General features: G+C 70.2%; 18 protein-coding genes and 1 tRNA gene. 9 read left to right on the forward strand and 10 right to left on the reverse strand.

Annotated elements, in window-relative coordinates; genetic code table 11:
* Positions 1-2: 2 nt before the first annotated feature.
* On the reverse strand, positions 3-1,658 hold the full coding sequence (gene argS / locus FHX46_RS23165) for an arginine--tRNA ligase (protein WP_167118854.1): 1,656 nt from the start codon (positions 1,656-1,658) through the stop codon (positions 3-5).
* Positions 1,659-1,760: 102 nt separating this feature from the next.
* Between argS and FHX46_RS23170 the strand changes: the two genes are divergently transcribed.
* The gene (locus FHX46_RS23170) at positions 1,761-2,567 is read left to right on the forward strand and encodes a DUF3105 domain-containing protein (protein WP_167118857.1); all 807 of its coding nucleotides are present in this window, start codon (positions 1,761-1,763) and stop codon (positions 2,565-2,567) included.
* Between the two features lie 5 nt (positions 2,568-2,572).
* Positions 2,573-3,283 (forward strand): DUF305 domain-containing protein, encoded by a 711-nt coding sequence (locus tag FHX46_RS23175; protein ID WP_167118860.1) that lies wholly within the window; start codon positions 2,573-2,575, stop codon positions 3,281-3,283.
* A 12-nt stretch (positions 3,284-3,295) separates the two neighbouring features.
* Here FHX46_RS23175 and FHX46_RS23180 read toward each other — a convergent pair whose 3' ends face one another.
* Complete coding sequence (locus tag FHX46_RS23180; protein WP_167118863.1) at positions 3,296-4,213, reverse strand: cation diffusion facilitator family transporter; 918 nt, start codon at positions 4,211-4,213, stop codon at positions 3,296-3,298.
* Between the two features lie 178 nt (positions 4,214-4,391).
* Here FHX46_RS23180 and FHX46_RS23185 point away from each other — a divergent pair.
* Positions 4,392-4,464 (forward strand) — tRNA-Arg (locus FHX46_RS23185).
* 371 nt (positions 4,465-4,835) lie between these two features.
* Here FHX46_RS23185 and FHX46_RS29070 read toward each other — a convergent pair.
* The 3 genes from FHX46_RS29070 to arsM all read right to left on the reverse strand — a co-directional run bounded on the left by FHX46_RS29070 (position 4,836) and on the right by arsM (position 7,647).
* Positions 4,836-5,969, reverse strand: a complete 1,134-nt coding sequence (locus FHX46_RS29070; protein WP_167118866.1) for a DUF6297 family protein — start codon at positions 5,967-5,969, stop codon at positions 4,836-4,838.
* The gene (locus FHX46_RS23195; RefSeq protein ID WP_313886228.1) at positions 5,966-6,574 is read right to left on the reverse strand and encodes an ABC transporter ATP-binding protein; all 609 of its coding nucleotides are present in this window, start codon (positions 6,572-6,574) and stop codon (positions 5,966-5,968) included. Before FHX46_RS23195 ends, FHX46_RS29070 begins: the two co-directional genes overlap by 4 nt.
* Before the next feature lie 182 nt (positions 6,575-6,756).
* Positions 6,757-7,647: an arsenite methyltransferase gene (gene arsM / locus FHX46_RS23200; RefSeq protein ID WP_167118869.1), complete on the reverse strand. Its 891-nt coding sequence runs from the start codon at positions 7,645-7,647 to the stop codon at positions 6,757-6,759.
* Between the two features lie 103 nt (positions 7,648-7,750).
* Between arsM and FHX46_RS23205 the strand changes: the two genes are divergently transcribed.
* On the forward strand, positions 7,751-8,110 hold the full coding sequence (locus tag FHX46_RS23205) for an ArsR/SmtB family transcription factor (protein WP_208401651.1): 360 nt from the start codon (positions 7,751-7,753) through the stop codon (positions 8,108-8,110).
* A gap of 45 nt (positions 8,111-8,155) precedes the next feature.
* Here the strand turns inward: FHX46_RS23205 and FHX46_RS23210 are convergent, their stop codons facing one another.
* Both FHX46_RS23210 and FHX46_RS23215 read right to left on the reverse strand, forming a co-directional pair.
* The gene (locus FHX46_RS23210) at positions 8,156-8,302 is read right to left on the reverse strand and encodes a DUF664 domain-containing protein (protein WP_167118875.1); all 147 of its coding nucleotides are present in this window, start codon (positions 8,300-8,302) and stop codon (positions 8,156-8,158) included.
* Between the two features lie 46 nt (positions 8,303-8,348).
* The gene (locus FHX46_RS23215) at positions 8,349-8,924 is read right to left on the reverse strand and encodes a CGNR zinc finger domain-containing protein (RefSeq protein WP_167118878.1); all 576 of its coding nucleotides are present in this window, start codon (positions 8,922-8,924) and stop codon (positions 8,349-8,351) included.
* Between the two features lie 93 nt (positions 8,925-9,017).
* On the opposite strand from FHX46_RS23215, the gene FHX46_RS23220 reads away from it, so the two are divergent.
* From FHX46_RS23220 to FHX46_RS23235, 4 genes are all read left to right on the forward strand, one after another.
* On the forward strand, positions 9,018-10,181 hold the full coding sequence (locus FHX46_RS23220; protein ID WP_167118881.1) for an epoxide hydrolase family protein: 1,164 nt from the start codon (positions 9,018-9,020) through the stop codon (positions 10,179-10,181).
* Between the two features lie 151 nt (positions 10,182-10,332).
* The gene (locus FHX46_RS23225) at positions 10,333-10,986 is read left to right on the forward strand and encodes a hypothetical protein (protein WP_167118884.1); all 654 of its coding nucleotides are present in this window, start codon (positions 10,333-10,335) and stop codon (positions 10,984-10,986) included.
* Entirely contained in the window at positions 10,983-12,287 is a 1,305-nt protein-coding gene (locus tag FHX46_RS23230) for a hypothetical protein (RefSeq protein WP_167118887.1), read from the forward strand. The genes FHX46_RS23225 and FHX46_RS23230 overlap by 4 nt, the downstream gene beginning before the upstream one ends.
* 79 nt (positions 12,288-12,366) lie before the next feature.
* Entirely contained in the window at positions 12,367-12,789 is a 423-nt protein-coding gene (locus tag FHX46_RS23235) for a VOC family protein (protein WP_167118890.1), read from the forward strand.
* On the opposite strand, the gene FHX46_RS23240 is transcribed toward FHX46_RS23235, so the two are convergent.
* Both FHX46_RS23240 and FHX46_RS23245 read right to left on the reverse strand, forming a co-directional pair.
* Positions 12,779-13,990, reverse strand: coding sequence for a cytochrome P450 (locus tag FHX46_RS23240; protein ID WP_167118893.1), 1,212 nt, complete (start codon positions 13,988-13,990; stop codon positions 12,779-12,781). The two genes, FHX46_RS23235 and FHX46_RS23240, sit on opposite strands and share 11 nt — an antisense overlap.
* A 101-nt stretch (positions 13,991-14,091) precedes the next feature.
* Positions 14,092-15,003, reverse strand: coding sequence for an NADP-dependent oxidoreductase (locus FHX46_RS23245; RefSeq protein WP_167118896.1), 912 nt, complete (start codon positions 15,001-15,003; stop codon positions 14,092-14,094).
* Between the two features lie 151 nt (positions 15,004-15,154).
* On the opposite strand from FHX46_RS23245, the gene FHX46_RS23250 reads away from it, so the two are divergent.
* Positions 15,155-15,619 (forward strand): PadR family transcriptional regulator, encoded by a 465-nt coding sequence (locus FHX46_RS23250; RefSeq protein WP_390622658.1) that lies wholly within the window; start codon positions 15,155-15,157, stop codon positions 15,617-15,619.
* A 167-nt stretch (positions 15,620-15,786) separates the two neighbouring features.
* On the opposite strand, the gene fdhA is transcribed toward FHX46_RS23250, so the two are convergent.
* A complete protein-coding gene (fdhA, locus tag FHX46_RS23255; protein WP_167118900.1) occupies positions 15,787-17,007 on the reverse strand; it encodes a formaldehyde dehydrogenase, glutathione-independent in 1,221 nt (406 codons plus the stop codon).
* Positions 17,008-17,106 lie beyond the last annotated feature (99 nt).

Consider the following 17,106-nt stretch of genomic DNA (forward strand, 5'->3'; position numbering starts at 1 on the left):
AGTTACATCCGTTCCGGAGCGGAGACACCGAGCAGGGCGAGACCGTTGGCGAACACCTGGCGCGCCGCCTCGCACAGGGCGAGCCGCGCGAAGGTGAGCGGCGTGGCCTGTTCGTCGCCCTTGGGGAGGACCTGCGCGACGGCGTAGAACTTGTGGAACGCGCCGGCCAGGCTTTCCAGGTAACGCGCGACCCGGTGCGGTTCCCGCAACTCGGCGGCGCGCTGCACGACCGTGGGGAACTCCCCGATCGTGCGGATCAGGTCACCCTCGCGGTCGAGGGTGAGCAGCCCGAAGTCGGCGTCGTCGCGGTACTCCAGTCCGAGTTCCGCGGCGTTGCGCTGCAGCGAGGCGAGCCGGGCGTGCGCGTACTGCACGTAGTACACCGGGTTCTCGTCGCTGCTCTTGCGCAGCAGGTCGAGGTCGATGTCCAAAGAGGAGTCCACCGAGTAGCGGGTCAGCTCGTACCGCGCGGCGTCCACGCCGACGGCCTCGACCAGGTCCTCCATCGTGATCACCGTGCCGGCGCGCTTGCTCATCCGGACCGGCTTGCCGTCGCTGACCAGGTTCACCAGCTGGCCGATCAGCACCTCGACCACGTCCGGGTCGTGGCCCATCGCCGACGCGGCGGCCTTGAGCCGGGCGATGTAGCCGTGGTGGTCCGCGCCGAGCATGTAGATGCACAGGTCGAACCCGCGGTTGATCTTGTCCTGCAGGTAGGCGATGTCACCGGCGATGTAGGCGGGGGCGCCGTCGCTCTTGATGACCACGCGGTCCTTGTCGTCGCCGAATTCGGTGGAGCGCAACCACCAGGCGCCGTCGGCCTCGTAGAGGCTGCCGTTCTCCTTCAGGCTCGCCACGGCCTTCTCCACCGCGCCACTGCTGTGCAGCGAGTCCTCGTGGAAGTAGACGTCGAAGTCGGTGCCGAACTGGTGCAGGCTGTTCTTGATCTCGGCGAACATCAGCTCGACGCCGACCCGGCGGAACGTCTCGTTCCGCTCGTCCTCCGGCAGCGACAGCGCGCTGGGCTCCTGGCGCAGGACCTCGGCGGCGATGTCGGAGATGTAGCCACCGGCGTAGCCGTCCTCCGGCGCGGGCTCGCCCTTCGCGGCGGCGATCAGCGACCGCACGAACCGGTCGATCTGCGCGCCGGCGTCGTTGAAGTAGTACTCGCGGGTGACCTCGGCGCCCTGCGCGGTGAGGACGCGGCCGAGCGCGTCGCCCACCGCGGCCCAGCGCGTACCGCCCAGGTGGACGGGGCCGGTCGGGTTGGCCGAGACGAACTCGAGGTTGATCCGGCGGCCGGCCAGCGCGGTGCCTCGGCCGTAGGTATCGCCGAGGGTGAGCACCTGGCGGATCTGCTCGCCCTGCGCGTCGGCGGCCAGCCGGAGGTTCACGAAACCCGGGCCGGCGATCTCGGCCGAGGCGATGCCGGTCGCTTCCGCGAGCGCGTCCGCGAGCTCCTGGGCGAACTCGCGGGGGGCGAGGCCGGCCTTCTTCGCCACCTGCAGCGCGACGTTGGTGGCGTAGTCTCCGTGCTCCGGGTTGCGCGGGCGCTCGACCGTCACCGCGGCGGGGAGCAGGGCGGTGTCGGCGCCGCGGGTGGAGAGCACCCGCTCGGCGGACGTACGGACCAGGTCAGCTAGGGCCTCGGGAGTCACCAGCCGAGTGTAAGGGCCACGACCTCGGGCGTTGACAGGGACCGAACACGGGGTCCCTAAACTCTACCCCGGTATATCCAGTTGACAGGAGACGCGGGAGCCATGGCCAGCGGCACGAAGAAGAAGGGCGCACCGAAGAAGGGCAGCGTGACGGCTGCCCGCGGTTCGGTGGTGTCCAAGAAGGGCGTGCCCTGGGGCACGATCATCTCGGTGGTCGCGGTCGTCGCGCTGGCCGCCGTGGTGGTCACCTACTACCTGGTCCAGTCGGCGCCCAAGCGCGCGCTGGCGAGCTGGGCGCCGACCGCGGACAACCCGGACCCGTCGCTGAAGATCTCCGGCATCGTCACCGCGCAGTACCAGGGCAGCGTGCACGTCCTGCCGACCGAGCGGGTGGCCTACGACCACTCGCCGCCCTTCGGCGGCCCGCACGACGGCTACTGGGCGGCGTGCAACGGCATCGTCTACCCGAAGGCGGTGCGCACCGAGAACATGGTGCACTCGCTCGAGCACGGCGCGGTGTGGATCGCCTACAACCCGGACCAGGTCACCGGTGACGCGCTGAACACGCTCAAGGGCAAGGTCGAGGGCAAGCCGTACACGATGATGTCGCCCTACCCGGGGCTGGACAAGCCGGTGTCGCTCCAGTCGTGGGGGCACCAGCTCAAGGTCGACTCGGCCGGCGACCAGCGCATCGACGAGTTCATCGCGGCCCTGCGAACCAACCAGAACACCTATCCGGAGGTCGGTGCCTCGTGCGACGCGCTCGGCCCGGGCGCGTTCGACCCGGACAACCCGCCGCCGTTCGACCCGGCCCCGCCGGGACCGGACGCCAAGCCGATGAACTACCAGGGCTCGACGGGCACGCAGCAGGACTCGGGCATGCCGCCGGCCCCGGCGCCGACGTCCTGATCGTGATGGCCGGCGAAGACGAGTCCCCGGCGGCGGACCGCCCGGGTCCCCGGCCGGTCGTCATCGGCGCGACGGTGGTCGTGGTGCTGCTGGTCGGTGCGGTGCTGGGGATGTTCCTGACGCAGCTCGCCCTGCGGCCGGACTCGTCGGCGACACCGGCCGCCGGGTCGGTGGAGGCCGGGTTCGCGCAGGACATGTCGGTGCACCACCTGCAGGCGGTGACGATGGCGAGCTGGGAGCGGGACCACACCACCGACCCGGAACTCAAGCAGCTCGCATTCGACATCGAGTCCACGCAGCGCGAACAGGTCGGCCGGATGAAGGGCTGGCTCATGCTGTGGGGCCAGCCGGAGCAGGCCACCGGCGCGCCGATGTCCTGGATGACCTCCGACGCGGGGCACGGCCACATGGCGATGGCGCCGACGACGGCCGCCGCGGGCGGGTCCGACGGGGCGGTGATGCCCGGGATGGCCACCAACACGGAGCTGGCCAAGCTGCGGTCGCTGTCCGGTCGTGAGCTGGACGTGTACTTCCTGCAGCTGATGCTGCGGCACCACCAGGGCGGCACGGAGATGGCGCAGTACGCGCACGACCACACCACGGTGGCGGCGGTCAAGGCGCTGACCCAGAGCATCCTCACCTCCCAGGGCGCGGAGATGACGCAGATGCGGACGATGCTCACCGCGCGTGGCGCGCAGCCGCTCCCCTACCCCTGACGCGCCGGCCCGTCACCAGCGGAGTTCGTTGCAGCGCGCCGCCGATTCGCGCGGTTCGCACTGGAGCGTGGCGTGTTTGATGGAGTACTCGTCCGCCAGGAGGGTCTGCGCGGCGGCGAGCACCTCGGCCGGCTGCGCGGCGCGTTCCAAGGTGAGGTGCGCCGAGGCGACCTCCATGCCCGACGTGAGCGTCCACACGTGCAGGTCGTGCACGTCGCACACCCCGGCAAGGGCGGCGAGGTCCGCGCTGATGCGCTCGACGTCGAGGTCCGCGGGGGCGTGCTGGAACAGGATGCGCAGTGCCCGCCGGGCCAGCGCGACGGTCCGCGGCAGCACGAACAGTCCGATCGCCACACCCACGATGGGGTCGGCGTAACGCCAGCCCGTGGTGAGCGTGATCGCGCCGCTGATCAGCACACCGATCGAGCCGATCAGGTCGGCGAGCACCTCCAGGTACGCGCCGCGGAGGTTGAGGCTTTCCGTGGCGCCCTCGCGCAGCAGCGCGAACGCGACGACGTTCGCGGCCAGCCCGCCGGCGGCCACGAGCAGCACCGGGAGCCCGGGCACCTCGGGTGGCTCCGCGATCCGCTGGACGGCTTCGAAGACCACGTAACCGGCGACCGCGAAGAGCAGGAGGGCGTTGGCCAGGGCGGCGAGCACCTCGGCGCGGTACAGCCCGAACGTGCGCCGGTACGTCGGCCCCGACCGGCGCGCCAGGACGATCGCCGTGAGCGCCATGCCGAGGCCGAGGACGTCGGTCAGCATGTGACCGGCGTCGGAGATCAGCGCGAGCGACCCGGTGGCCACCCCGACGACGACCTCGAGGACCAGGAACGCGACCCCGATCCCGAGCGCCGCGGCCAGCCGTGACTGATGGCGGCCCGACGCGCTGGCAGGCAGCTGGTGCCCGTGTCCGTGGCCGTGTCCCATGTTGCGCTCGTACCTCCTTCGCCCGCACCCGGAATATATAGTGATATGCGCATGTGTGCAATGGCAGGTGAGGCTTACCTTGCTCCACAGCTTAATCATCGCTGCCGGGATTAGGGGTAGCCGCTCGCCAGGCGGAAACCCGGGTGCGCTAGGCTGTACCACGTCGCACAGCGATGAAGCCCTCGTAGCTCAGGGGATAGAGCACTGCCCTCCGGAGGCAGGTGTCGCAGGTTCGAATCCTGCCGAGGGCACCCCTTCTCCACCTGTAAAAACCGGCCCCTGCCAGCGAAAACGCGGTAGGGGCCGATTCATGTGCTTCCCGGGCAACACGGCCGGCCGCGATCAAACCCGGGGATCGGCGTGCAATGCGTGTGTGCACGTCCATAGGCCTCCACTGAGCGCTCGCTCGACCGGACGATCACGCCGTAGGAGCTGCAGGCGTCAGACAGAGCGGCAACCTGTGCGCGACTCAGGGAGCGGTGGTCCGGAAGCGGCGGCCGGGGTTCGGCGTAAGCCCCGGGTCCTTGGTCCGCCCCGAGACCCAGGCCCGCCGGCGGATCGGACGAGCGTTGCCGCCCCCGGCACGGCGTGATCGAGACGCCATCAGGCGACGGCTGCACCGCTACCCAGGCCGTGGCGTGCGGAACCCGATCGTCGCCGCGGCCGACAGTGCGAGAGAGACGGGGACGGCGAGCAGAGCACCTGTGCCGAGCAAGAGCAGGCAGATCACCAGTAGGTCCGGCCCGTGCAGCGTTTGGACCAGCAGACCTACCGGCATCAGGATGCCCGCGACCGATGTGACGCCAAGATTGCCGAAGTCCATACCGGATCTGGTGACCGTGCGGACGACGGCGGCCGCCGCCACGACGAGGGCAAGTGCGCCGTGGCCGGTCAGTGAGACACCCAGCGCCACGGCCAAGCCTGCCCAGGCGGCCATGAACAGCATCAGCACGACGGCCGCGGTCACGCGGATCTCCCGGTCGCTGTGGCCGACCCACCGCCTCAGCCCGCGCGAGCGGGTCAGTGCGGCGAGCCCGCCCGCGAACGGCATCCCTGCACCGTAGGCACCCAAGCCCAACCACCACGCCGGATCGACCGCCGGGAACAGCACGTGCGCAAGTGCCGCGACGGCCACCAGCGCCAGGGCCACGGGCAGTGACCGGCCTCGCGCGAGCATCCCGGCGACCACGAACCGCACGACGAGCAGGCGTCCGCTCAGCACGGCGCGCCACGCCACTGCTCGACCGGACGGCAGCAGCGCCCACGGATCCAGGAACGCCCATGCCGTCCGCCGCACCATCCGCTCGCGAAAGCGGCGCACCAGATCGGCGCGCCCGGAATGGACACCGGGCCAGGCGACGACGAGCGCTGCGCCCGCCGCCAGCACGAACACCGAAGCCTGAGCGACCGGCCAGGACATGCCGAGCAGCAGCCCGACGACCACGGTCAGGTAGGCGACGACGGCGAACCGCGCTGCCCAGACGCGCAGAAGCCGGTGATACAGGACCCGCGTGCGAGACCCGTCGAAGTCCGACCAGGTCAACCATGCCGGGTCGGCCCACGCGAACCGTTTGCGGACCAACGACCAACCAGCGAGCAGCACGCTCACCGCGAGCACCGCGGCCCCCGCCCAATGCGGCGGCGCACCCGCGCCGAGGAATTGGGCACGAAGTTCCTGCACGTGGGTCACCGGCACACTGAGAAAACCCACGCCCAGCAGCGCGCACAACCACACGGTCACCCGGTCGTCGATCACGAGAGCCGCACCACCGCTGCGGCGACCGCGTCAACCAGCGGGTCGTGATGGCTCACCACGACGACAGCGGCACCCGCGGCAAGGCTGCCGCGCACGAGCTCCGTGAGCCACTCGCGCCCCGCTGCGTCGAGAGCGCGTTCAGGTTCGTCCAGCAGCAGGACCTCGTGTGGCCGGGCGATGCAGCCCAGCAGGAGCAAACGACGCCGCTGGCCGGCAGATAGCTGCCCGGCAGGCACGTCGGCGCGGTGATCCAGACCTGCCCACGCAAGCAGGTCATCGGGTTCGGGTCGGGCACCGGGGAAGGTGCGCAACAGATGGAGGTGCTGGCGCGGGCTCAGCTCATCGAACAGCGCCGAGTCCTCAAGCAGCACCGAAACGCGGCGCCGAAACGCGGGCGAGTGCTCGTCGGGTTGCTTACCGCCCACGGTCACCGAGCCTTCCGATGGCATCCGCGTCCCGTAGAGGCAGCCGAGCAGAGTGGACTTGCCGGACCCGTTCGTGCCGGTGACCGCGAGGCACTCACCGGGATTCACCGACAGGTCCAGGCTCTTGAAGAGCCATTCGCCCCCCACGGCGACGCCGAGCTGTTCGGTCACAATCGTCACAGCGGATGCAACTGTCGCGAGCCGGGCAAAGTTCCGCGCATTCCGCCGAGGCGCGTCTCCATGCCACAGGCGGCCGATACACAAGAAGGGCGCACGTCACCCTCTTGGCAAGCCTTGAGCCCCCGAGGTCGATGGTCCCGGCCATAAGCGGCCTCCGCGCAGCCGGAACACCGGGCGGAACGTCAATGCCGGCAGCCGCAGCCCGCGGCGGCCTTCGCCTGCGCGGCGGTGGTCGACGGGTCGGCCGCGCGCTCGCCGGGGGTGCAGCAGGAGGTCACGCCACCACCGGAGTCCGTGGCCGACGTGATCGCCGCGTCCTCAGCGGAGAGCGGCTTGGCGGCGCGGACGATGGCCGAGTGCATCCCGTCGGCCACGGCATGGGTCGGGGTGATCTCGATGCCCGTGAACCCGGCTGCTTGCAGGCCCTGGCGGTACTCGGTGAAGGACAGCGCGCCGGCGATGCAGCCGACGTGGTCGCCGCGTTCGGCACGCTGTGCCGGGGAGAGGGCATCGTCGGCGACGACGTCGGAGATTCCGATGCGGCCGCCGGGCTTGAGGACGCGGAAGGTCTCGGCGAACACGGCGGGCTTGTCGGTGGACAGGTTGATCACGCAGTTGGAGATCACGACATCGATCGTGCTGGCGGGCAGCGGGATCGCCTCGATCGTGCCCTTGAGGAACTCGACGTTCGTGGCTCCGGCCTTCGCGGCGTTCGCGAGGGCCAGGGCGAGCATCTCTTCGGTCATGTCCAGGCCGTAGGCCTTCCCCGTGGGGCCGACGCGGCGGGCGGACAACAGCACGTCGATGCCTCCGCCGGAACCCAGGTCCAGTACTCGCTCTCCGGGGTGCAGATCGGCTACCGCGGTCGGGTTGCCGCAGCCGAGGGAGGCGGCCACGGCCTCGGCGGGCAGGGCGTCGCGCTCATCGGCGGCGTAGAGCGTCGAGCCGAAGTTCTCGTTCACCTCGACCGGCTCCGGGCCGCAGCACGCGACTCCGCCTTCAGCGACCTGCACGGCCGCCGCGGCGTAGCGCTCCCGCACGGTCTCCCGCAGGTCAGTGGTCTGCTCACCCATCACACACTCCTCGCCCACACCGCCGATACCAGCAGGCTGTATTGGTGTTCGTGGATGCAAGCTTGTGCCTTGGATCGAAAAACGTCAAGATAGAAAGGTGTCGATGCAGGAAGTGGAGCTGGCCGACCAGTCCGTTGCGTGCTGTGCCGGACTGGCGTCCGCACCGTTGGGCGCTGGGGACGCCGTCGAGCTGGCCCGGGTGTTCAAGGCGCTGGGCGATCCGGTGCGGCTGCGGCTGCTGTCGATGATCGCCTCCCGGGAAGGCGGCGAGATGTGCGTGTGCGAGCTGACCCCGGCGTTCGAACTGTCCCAGCCGACCATCTCGCATCACCTGAAACTGTTGCGCCAGGCCGGCCTCATCGACGGCGAGCGGCGCGGCACCTGGGTTTACTACTGGGCAGTGCCCGCCACGATGAACCGTCTCGCCTCCGTGCTGCGTTCCCCGCCACGAGAGCGGGTGTGACCGGCGGTCCTGCCGTCGATGCGTTCGCGGAGCGGGTCGAACGCCTCAGGGATCGGCGCCGTCGACGGCGAGGTCCGCACCGCACAACGCCGTGAACCATGCGCGCTGGACACCGGTCAGGTGGCGGATCAGGCCGAGGAGCGAAAGGGCCGGCACGGCGCCGGAGCCGGTCAGCATCGCGCGCTCGTCCACATGTCAGGGCGTCTCCGCCCGGTCGTTCTCGTCCGTCCGGTGACGATCACTTCGCCGGTTCGGGGTTCGTGCGCTGCTTGGCGATGAAACGCGCTTTCTTCTGCCGATTCCCGCACGTGTTCATGTCGCACCACTTGCGGGTGCGGCTCTGGCTGGTGTCGAAGAAGGCGGCCCGGCAGGTCGGCGAGGCGCACAGGGCCAGTCGACCGTCTCGTTCGCCCGCGATGATGCTGATCGCGTCCGCGGCGATCACGCCGAGGGCATCCTCCACCGAGGAAGGCGAGCTGAGCTGCCATCGCCGGCTGCCGTCGGGCGTCAGGACAGCCGCGGCCCGGCCCTGAGCGCTGCGGTCGTTGATGACCCGGACCGGAGAGGCAGGAAGAGCCTCCTGCATCGCGGCCGCCGTCGCGGCGGCGTGGATCGACTCCCGCAGTTCCCGGGCGAGTTCGAGCTGCGCACTGGTGCAGGACGCCACGGCGAGGCCGTTCACCGCCAGCCAGTCGACGAGCCGCTGCGGGGTGGGAATGCGCTCCACCGGGTTGCCGTAACGCTCCGACAAAGTCCCCGTGAAGCTCGTCGCCAGCACGCTACCGAGGCGGAAGTCGGGGAACTCGGCGGGCATGGAACCACCTTAGCAGGTTGCCCGCGGACGGGACGGCGTGTTAGAACCGTCTTAGCCGGTTCTCAGCCGGTTCCGCGACGGACAGGAGGTCTCATGCCCACCGACGTACACGCGTTTGAAGCCCGTGCCACTGACGCTGACCTCGACGATCTGCGTGCGCGACTCGCCGCGGCGCGGCTACCGGAAGCCGAGACGGTCCACGGCGCCGCGCCCGGCCCGGCCCGATGGGACCAGGGCGTGCCGCTCGCCGACCTCGCCGATGTCGTGAACTACTGGCGCACCGGGTACGACTGGCGCTCGTTCGAAAAGCGACTCGACCGCATCGGGCAGTTCCGCACGACCATCGATGATCTGGGAATCCACTTCCTGCACCGCCGATCCGCGCGCGCAGACGCCACTCCGCTGATCTTGACGCACGGGTGGCCGGGCAGCGTCGCCGAGTTCGTCGACGTCGTGGACGAGCTGGCAGACCCGGAAAACGCGGACGCACCGGCGTTCCACGTCGTGGTTCCGTCGCTACCGGGCTTCGGCTACAGCGACAAGCCGGCCACCACCGGATGGGGAACCGAGAAGATCGCGGCCGCCTGGGTGGAACTGATGGGACGGCTCGGCTACGACAAGTTCCTCGCTCACGGCGGCGACTGGGGCGGTGTCATCACCACGCTGCTCGGCGGCCGGTTCCCGGAGCACGTTCTCGGCATCCACACGACGTTCGCGGCGGGACCGCCCGGGTTCACCACGGACGGACTGACGGCGCTCGAACGCGAGTGGGTCGAGCACACCCGCGATTTCTGGCACCACCGCGCCGCGTACGCGAAGCAGCAGGCGACCCGGCCGCAGACCGTCGGCTACTCGCTCGTCGACTCACCGGTCGGGCTTCTCGCCTGGATCCTGGACAAGTTCGCCGAATGGTCGGACACCGAGGACAGCCCGTTCGAGACGATCTCCCGGGACCGGGTTCTCGACGACGTGACCCTGTACTGGCAGACGCGGACCGGCGCATCGGCGGCGCGCATCTACTACGAAAGCCACAACTCGCTCGACCCCGACCTCCGGGTCGACGTCCCATCGGCGATCACCACTTATCCCCGCAACATCGAGAAGTACCCGCGCCCCTGGGCACGGGAGCGGTACCGCCAGATCGTCCGATGGCGGTCCCCCGAAACCGGAGGGCATTTCCCGTCGCTGGAGGTTCCCGAGTACTTCGTCAAGGATCTGCAAGAGGGCCTCGCGGCGGTGTTGGCCGCCAATCGGTGAACGCACTGACCGCTCCCGGGTCCGCTCGAACAGCGATTTCGCGTCATTCGTGCATCAATTGTTGGAGCACGTGCACCCAGCGGTATACCTTCGTCACCGCTTGTACTGCGTTCTTCCGGTGGTGCGGCGGCCGAATCGGACGGAGGTCCGGATGGAACTCGAAGACGAGCTTCGTTCACTGCTCATCGCTCACGCCGACGACCTCGAGGAGGGCCAATGGCCGCTCGAGTCGGCGCGCTGGGCCGAGCTGGTTTTCTGCGTCCTGAACGCATACGCGGACGGCGATGCCGGGCTCGCCCGGGAAATCGTCACCGCACTCGCCGGAATCGGGATGGTGGAGCCGGCCGCGCTGAACCGCGCCCGGAAACGGTCTAACGACGAACACCTCGTGCTCCGGCACGTCCTGACCCACTACGGTTTCGACGAGGCCGAGGGGCAGCGTGTGATCGCCGTCCTCGGGCAGCTGGGCCGCACCTTCACCCGCCAGTTCGACGGGAAGCTGCAACGCTACCTCCGGGCCAAGGCCGAAGAGCTGCGCGACGATCTGGTCGATCTCCTGGATGCGCCCGAGGAGTCGGCCGACGAGGTGCGCGGTGCGGTGACGCACTGGTTGCAGAACGCCCTGGCGCTGCCGCTGTCGGTCAACGACCGGCACGTCCGGGAGTTCTGCGACGAGCGCGGTATCAGCGTCGGCGAGCTGCAGGACACGGCCGACGACATCGATCTCAACGTGGCCGTCGTCGACGACCTGATCCGCGTGCGGAACACCGCCCGCGCCACGGCCGGCGCGGAGGCCGGAGCATGAGCGGGCCGCCGCCGAGGACCTGGGGCGGGACGTGGACCCCACCGGCCACCCATCCGTCCTCGTTCATCGAGGGGATGCGGTCGAAGGTGCACGAGATCGCCCGGATGTGGACGGCGGAACGGGTGCTCGACCAGCACGCGGCGGGCCTGGTCGGGCTGAGCCCCGACGTGCGCCGCCAGCTCCAGCAGGCCGCGGGCCGCGTGCCCGCCGCCAACGGCCGCCCCCGCCCCGGTGATCCCTCGGTGCTCAGCGATGCGCTGGCGCAGGGCCTCAACCGGTGGGTCGACGCGGCGGTGGATCGCCGGGCGAACCGGCCGGGGCGGGCCACCGGGAAGAATCCGGACTGGGACTTCGTCCTTGCCGGCCGGATCCACGGGAACGGCAGCTCCGTCGACCTGACCCGCTACGCCGGCCGCGACCTGCGATTCACCAGCAGCGCGCGGGACCAGGCCGAGGGAACCGCGCAGGCGTACCGCGATCTCATCGGCCGGGAGAACGGAGTCCAGGTACGCCCGGAAACCGACGCCCGCTTCTCCTTCGGTCTCACCCGGAACCTGAAAAGCGATCCCACCGGTGCCGAGAAGGACTACTTCGATCCGAAACACCCCGACAAGAAGCGGTACTACGACGGACAGTGGATCCACGACAAGCAACGGCAGTCGTCGCGGTTCTCCCCCGAGCTGAAACGGGAATACCAACGTGAGGCGGTCTTCTTCGGCAATGACGAGCCGGTGCTTTCCCCGGAGCGGTTCAACCAGAAGCCCGAAGCGGCCATCGAGGCCATGCGGCGCGGCCCGGGTCAGGCCCTGACCCCCGGCGGTGCCGCCCTGGCGCAGGTGCGCAAGGACGACGTCCACGGCCAGCTGGGCTGGCTGGCTTCGGACGGGCACGACCACCTGCACGTCCAGTTCGCGCACCAGCAGCGCAGCAACCTCAACTTCGCCGTGTCCCGGTCCGGGACGACGGCCCTGGCCCAGCACGCCGCCGGCCTGCAAACGTCGATCTTGCGTGCCGCCGCCCAGGCCTACCGGCCACCCCCGCCCAGCCCCATGGCACAACACGCCGCCGGCCTACAGACCTCGATCCTGCGCGCGGCCGCCCAGGCCTACCGCCCACCCCCGCCCAGCCCCATGGCACAACACGCCGCCGGCCTACAGACCTCGATCTTGCGCGCGGCCGCCCAGGCCTACCGGCCACCCCCGCAGGTATACCGGCCGCCGAGCACGATGAGCCGGTACGCGAGCGGCTTGCAGGCCTCCATCCTGCGCGCGGCGACGCAGGCGTACCGGCCACACGCCTGAGGGCTCGCCGGGGCCGCTGCACGCTCGCGGGGCAGGCACGTGTCGCGCAGCCCGGCGGAACACGCGAGGTCGCGACACAATGATCGACATGACGCTACCGACCCTGAGCCAGGTCGTCCTCGACTGCACCGAACCCCGCCGCCTCGCCGAGTTCTACCGCGAACTGCTCGGGCTGGTGTACCGGGCGGGCGACGAGGACGGCGATCTCGACTGGCTGGTGCTGCGGACCCCGGACGGCGTGCCCCAGCTGGCGTTCCAGCAGGTCGGCTCCCTGCCGGAGGCGACGTGGCCGGACGGCCCGGTCCCGCAGCAGCTGCACCTCGACATCACGGTGCCTTCGAAGCACGACCTGGACGCCCAGCACGAGCGGGTCCTGCGCCTGGGCGGACGGCTGCTGCGCGACCAGAGCGACGACCCCGTGGAGCCGCTGCGCGTGTACGCCGACCCGGCCGGCCATCCGTTCTGCCTCTTCGTGCCGCCGTCGCCGGCCGCTACCAGGTGACCGGGAGTTCGTGCACGCCGTAGATGTTCATGTCGGTGCGCAGCTTCACGTCACCGGCGGGCACGGCGAGCGCGAGGCCGGGGAACCGGCGGAGCAGCCCGTGGAAACCGGCGCGCATCTCGATCCGGGCCAGTTGCTGGCCGAGGCACTGGTGGACACCGTGGCCGAACGACAGGTGCCCGCGCGCCGTGCGGTGCACGTCCAGCACATCCGGGTTCTCGAAGCGCCGCGGGTCGCGGTTGGCGGCGAGCAACGAGACGACGACGGTCGATCCCTCCGGGATCAGTTCACCCCCGAGCTCGACGTCCTCGGTGGCGTAGCGGTAAAAGATGTCGGCGACGGACAGGTAGCGCAGCAGTTCCTCCACCGCGCCGGGCATCAGGTCCGGGTCGGCACGCAGTTCGGCCAGTTGTTCCGGGTGTTCCAGGAGCGCGAACGCGCCCAGCCCGAGCATGTTGGCGGTGGTCTCGTGGCCCGCGAGCAGCAGCAGGAAGGCGGCGCCGGTCAGCTCCTCGATCGTCAGGTCGTCGTGGCGGGCCAGGTCGGACAGGATGTCCTCGCCCGGGGCGGCGCGCTTGGCGGTGACCAGTTCGGACAGGTACGTCATCATCGCACCGTAGGCGGCCATCTTCTCCTCCAGCGGCTGGTCCCGGACCAGGAACCGCGCGGAGTTGACCTGGAAGGTGTCCCGGTCGGCGTAGGGCACGCCGAGCATCTCGCAGATCACCAGCGACGGCACCGGCAGGGCGAACTCCCGGACCAGGTCGGCCGGCGCGGTCAAGGACGCCAGGTGGTCCAGCTGCCGCTCGACGATTCCGGCGATGTGCTCCTCGAGCGCCTTCATGCGCTTGACCGTGAACGCGCCGGTCAGCCGGCGCCGCAGCCGGGTGTGCTCCGGCGGGTCCATGGCGATGAACACGCCCGGGATCGGCGGGGACGGCTCGGTCTGGACGGGCATACCGGGCACCCCGTACGGCACGTGGAGGACACCGATGTCCTGCCTCGAGCTGAACCGCGTGTCGGTCATCATCCGGCGGACCTCTTCGTAGCCGGTGACCAGCCAGCCCTCGTGACCGTCCGGGAAGATCAACGGACTGACCGGGCGGGCGTCCCGAAGCCGGGTGATCGCGGCGGGCGGGTCGAAGGGACCGGCGTCGCGCTCCGTCGGAAGGCCGTGCGGGACCGGAACCGGGTGGGTCATCGGGTGTCCTTTCGTGGCGGTTGTGCCACCACGATCATCGGCCCCCCTGACACGGCCCTGACACGGCTCTGACACCGGCCCCGCACGACGTGCACCGCGACCTACACGGTCAGGACGATCTTGCCCCGGGTCCGGCCCGACTGGCTGAGCCGCCACGCCTCAGCCGCCTCGGCGAGAGGCAGCGCCTTGTCGACGTGCACGGTCAGCTTGCCCTCGTCGGCGAGACGGGCCAGCTCGGCCAGCTCGGCGCCGTCCGGGCGGACCCACACGTAGTGGCCGCCGCGGGCCTCGGCTTCGGGATTGGCGACCGACGCCACCCGATCCGGGCGCACGAACTCCAGGGACACCTCGACCGCATCACCACCGACGAAGTCCACGGCCGCGTCGATCCCACCGGCCGTGCGCAGCCGCTCGGCCAGGCCCTCGCCGTAGGTGACCGGCTCGGCGCCCAGCGACCGCAGGTAGTCGTGGTTGCGCTCGCTCGCCGTGCCGATCACGCGGGCACCCAGCGCCACCGCGATCTGCGTGGCGAAGGACCCGACACCACCTGCGGCCGCGTGGATCAGCACCGTGTCGTCGGCCCGGACACCCACCCGCTTGAGCGTGCGGTACGCCGTCTGCCCCGCGAGCGGCACGCCTGCGGCCTGCGCCCAGTCGAGAGAACGCGGCTTCTTCGCGAGCATCCGGACGTTCGCCGACGCCAGCTCCGCGTACGCGCCCTGCTGCACCCAGTCCTTGCGGATGTACCCGAAGACCTCGTCACCGACGGCGAACTCGCCCGCGTCCAACCCCACCTTCTCGACCACGCCCGCGACGTCCCAACCGGGCACGAGCGGGAACCGGACCTCCATCAGGGCGTCCAGCCCGCCGGCGGCGAGCTTCCAGTCGACCGGGTTGACCGCGGCCGCCTTCACCCGGATGAGCACCTCGGCCGGGCCGACCTTGGGGTCCGGCAGGTCGATCAGCTGGAGGTCGTCCGCCGAACCGTACTTCTGCAACGCGATGGCTTTCATGGTCCAGGCAACGAGGCGGGCCGGAGCGGGTATTCCGCGCGGTAACTGCTCGCCACCGTGCCAGTGACCGTGGGCCGGCAAACCTCACCCGCGAACCGATGCTCCGTACCAGCTCAGCCGCACCCTCCGCACCAACGGCGACGCCCGCAGCATCAAGTTCGCGCACGGCTCGCTCTACATGGTCGTGCAGCAGCTGGTCAAGGCCGGCTTCATCGCCGCGCAGGAAACCCGGCGCGAGGGCCTCCGGCCCGAGCGCACCACCTACGCCCTCACCCCGGAAGGCCGCGCGGAACTGCGGGACTGGCTGCGGGAACTGGTCGAAGAACCCCGGCACGAGCACCCGCACTTCGTCGTCGCGCTGTCGCTGATCGGGGCGTTGCCGCCCGACGACGTGGTGACGCTGCTGCACAACCGCAACCGCCACCTCGGCGAGCAACGCGCCGAGATCACCGAGCTGATCGAGTCGGCGAAAGGCTGCTCGAACTGCCACATGAACTTCTCCGGCTTGGCGAACCGCATCGCGACCGCCATCAGCAGGTCGCGCAGGACGCGCGCGACCGGCCCAGCAGCCTTGGACCTTCGCCCACGTGTCCCGCCAGTCGCCGATCCGCTCTAGGAACAGGTCGACGAACGCGATCTCCGCGTCCAGCACCGCCAGCCGGTAGTCCTCCTTGACCAGGAACAGCGGATACACGCCGTCCCACATCGAGTGGGACTCCCCGGCGCCGGTGCCCGTCTGACCGGCCGTGCCGGGGGCCGGCCGGCCCCCGGCACCAGCACCGGTCAAGCGTTGGTCAGCATCCCGTGCGGGTCGAGCACGTACTTGCGCGCCGCACCCTTGTCGAACTCCTGGTAGCCGCGCGGAGCCTCGGCCAGCGGGATCGGCGTCGCGTTGACCGCCTTGGCGATCTGCACCCGGTCGTGCAGGATCGCCATCATCAGCCGCCGGTGGTAACGCATCACCGGGCACTGGCCGGTGGTGAACGCGTGCGACTTCGCCCAGCCCAGGCCGATCCGGATGGACAACGAACCCTGACGCGCCGCCTCCTCGGCAGCGCCCGGGTCACCCGTCACGTACAGGCCGGGGATGCCCAGGGCACCGCCGGCGCGGGTGATGTCCATCAGCGAGTTCAGCACCGTCGCCGGGTGCTCGGTCGCCGCCTCCTTGCCGTGCCCGCGCGCCTCGAACCCGACGGCGTCGACACCGCAGTCCACCTCGGGCACGCCGAGGATCTGCTCGATCTGGTCCTTCGGGTCGCCCTGCGACACGTCCACCGTCTCGCAGCCGAAACTGCGGGCCTGCGCCAGCCGCTCCTCATTGAGGTCGCCGACGATGACCACGGCCGCGCCCAGCAACTGCGCAGACGCCGCCGCGGCGAGACCGACCGGACCCGCGCCCGCGATGTACACCGTCGACCCGACACCCACGCCCGACGTGACGCAGCCGTGGAACCCGGTCGGGAAGATGTCGGACAGCATGGTCAGATCGAGGATCTTCTCCATCGCCTGGTCGCGGTCCGGGAACTTCAGCAGGTTCCAGTCGGCGTAGGGCACCATCACGTACTCCGCCTGGCCGCCGACCCAGCCACCCATGTCGACGTAGCCGTACGCCGAACCCGGCCGGTCCGGGTTGACGTTGAGGCAGATCCCGGTCTTGCCCTCCTTGCAGTTCCGGCACCGTCCGCAGGCGATGTTGAACGGCACCGAAACCAGGTCGCCCTCCTTGATGAACTCCACGTCCCGGCCCGTCTCGACCACCTCCCCGGTGATCTCGTGTCCCAGCACGAGCCCTTCCGGCGCGGTGGTGCGGCCGCGGACCATGTGCTGGTCGCTGCCGCAGATGTTGGTCGCGACGTTCTTCAGGATGACACCGTGGTTGACCTCGCGTCCCACGTTGGCCTGGTGCACGCCCGGGCCGTCCTTGAGCGAGAAGGTCGGGTAGTCGATCGTCTCGACCTCGACCTTGCCCGGCCCCATGTAGGTGACCGCCTTGTTGCCCGCCATGACTTCTGCCGCCTCGATTCCTCGTTCGCCGTTGAACGTCTGGATCCGATGCTAGGAACCCCGCAGGGGGCGGGCCTAGGGCCGGAAGACCATTCCGCA

This window comes from Amycolatopsis viridis, from assembly GCF_011758765.1.
Lineage (GTDB): Bacteria > Actinomycetota > Actinomycetes > Mycobacteriales > Pseudonocardiaceae > Amycolatopsis_E > Amycolatopsis_E viridis.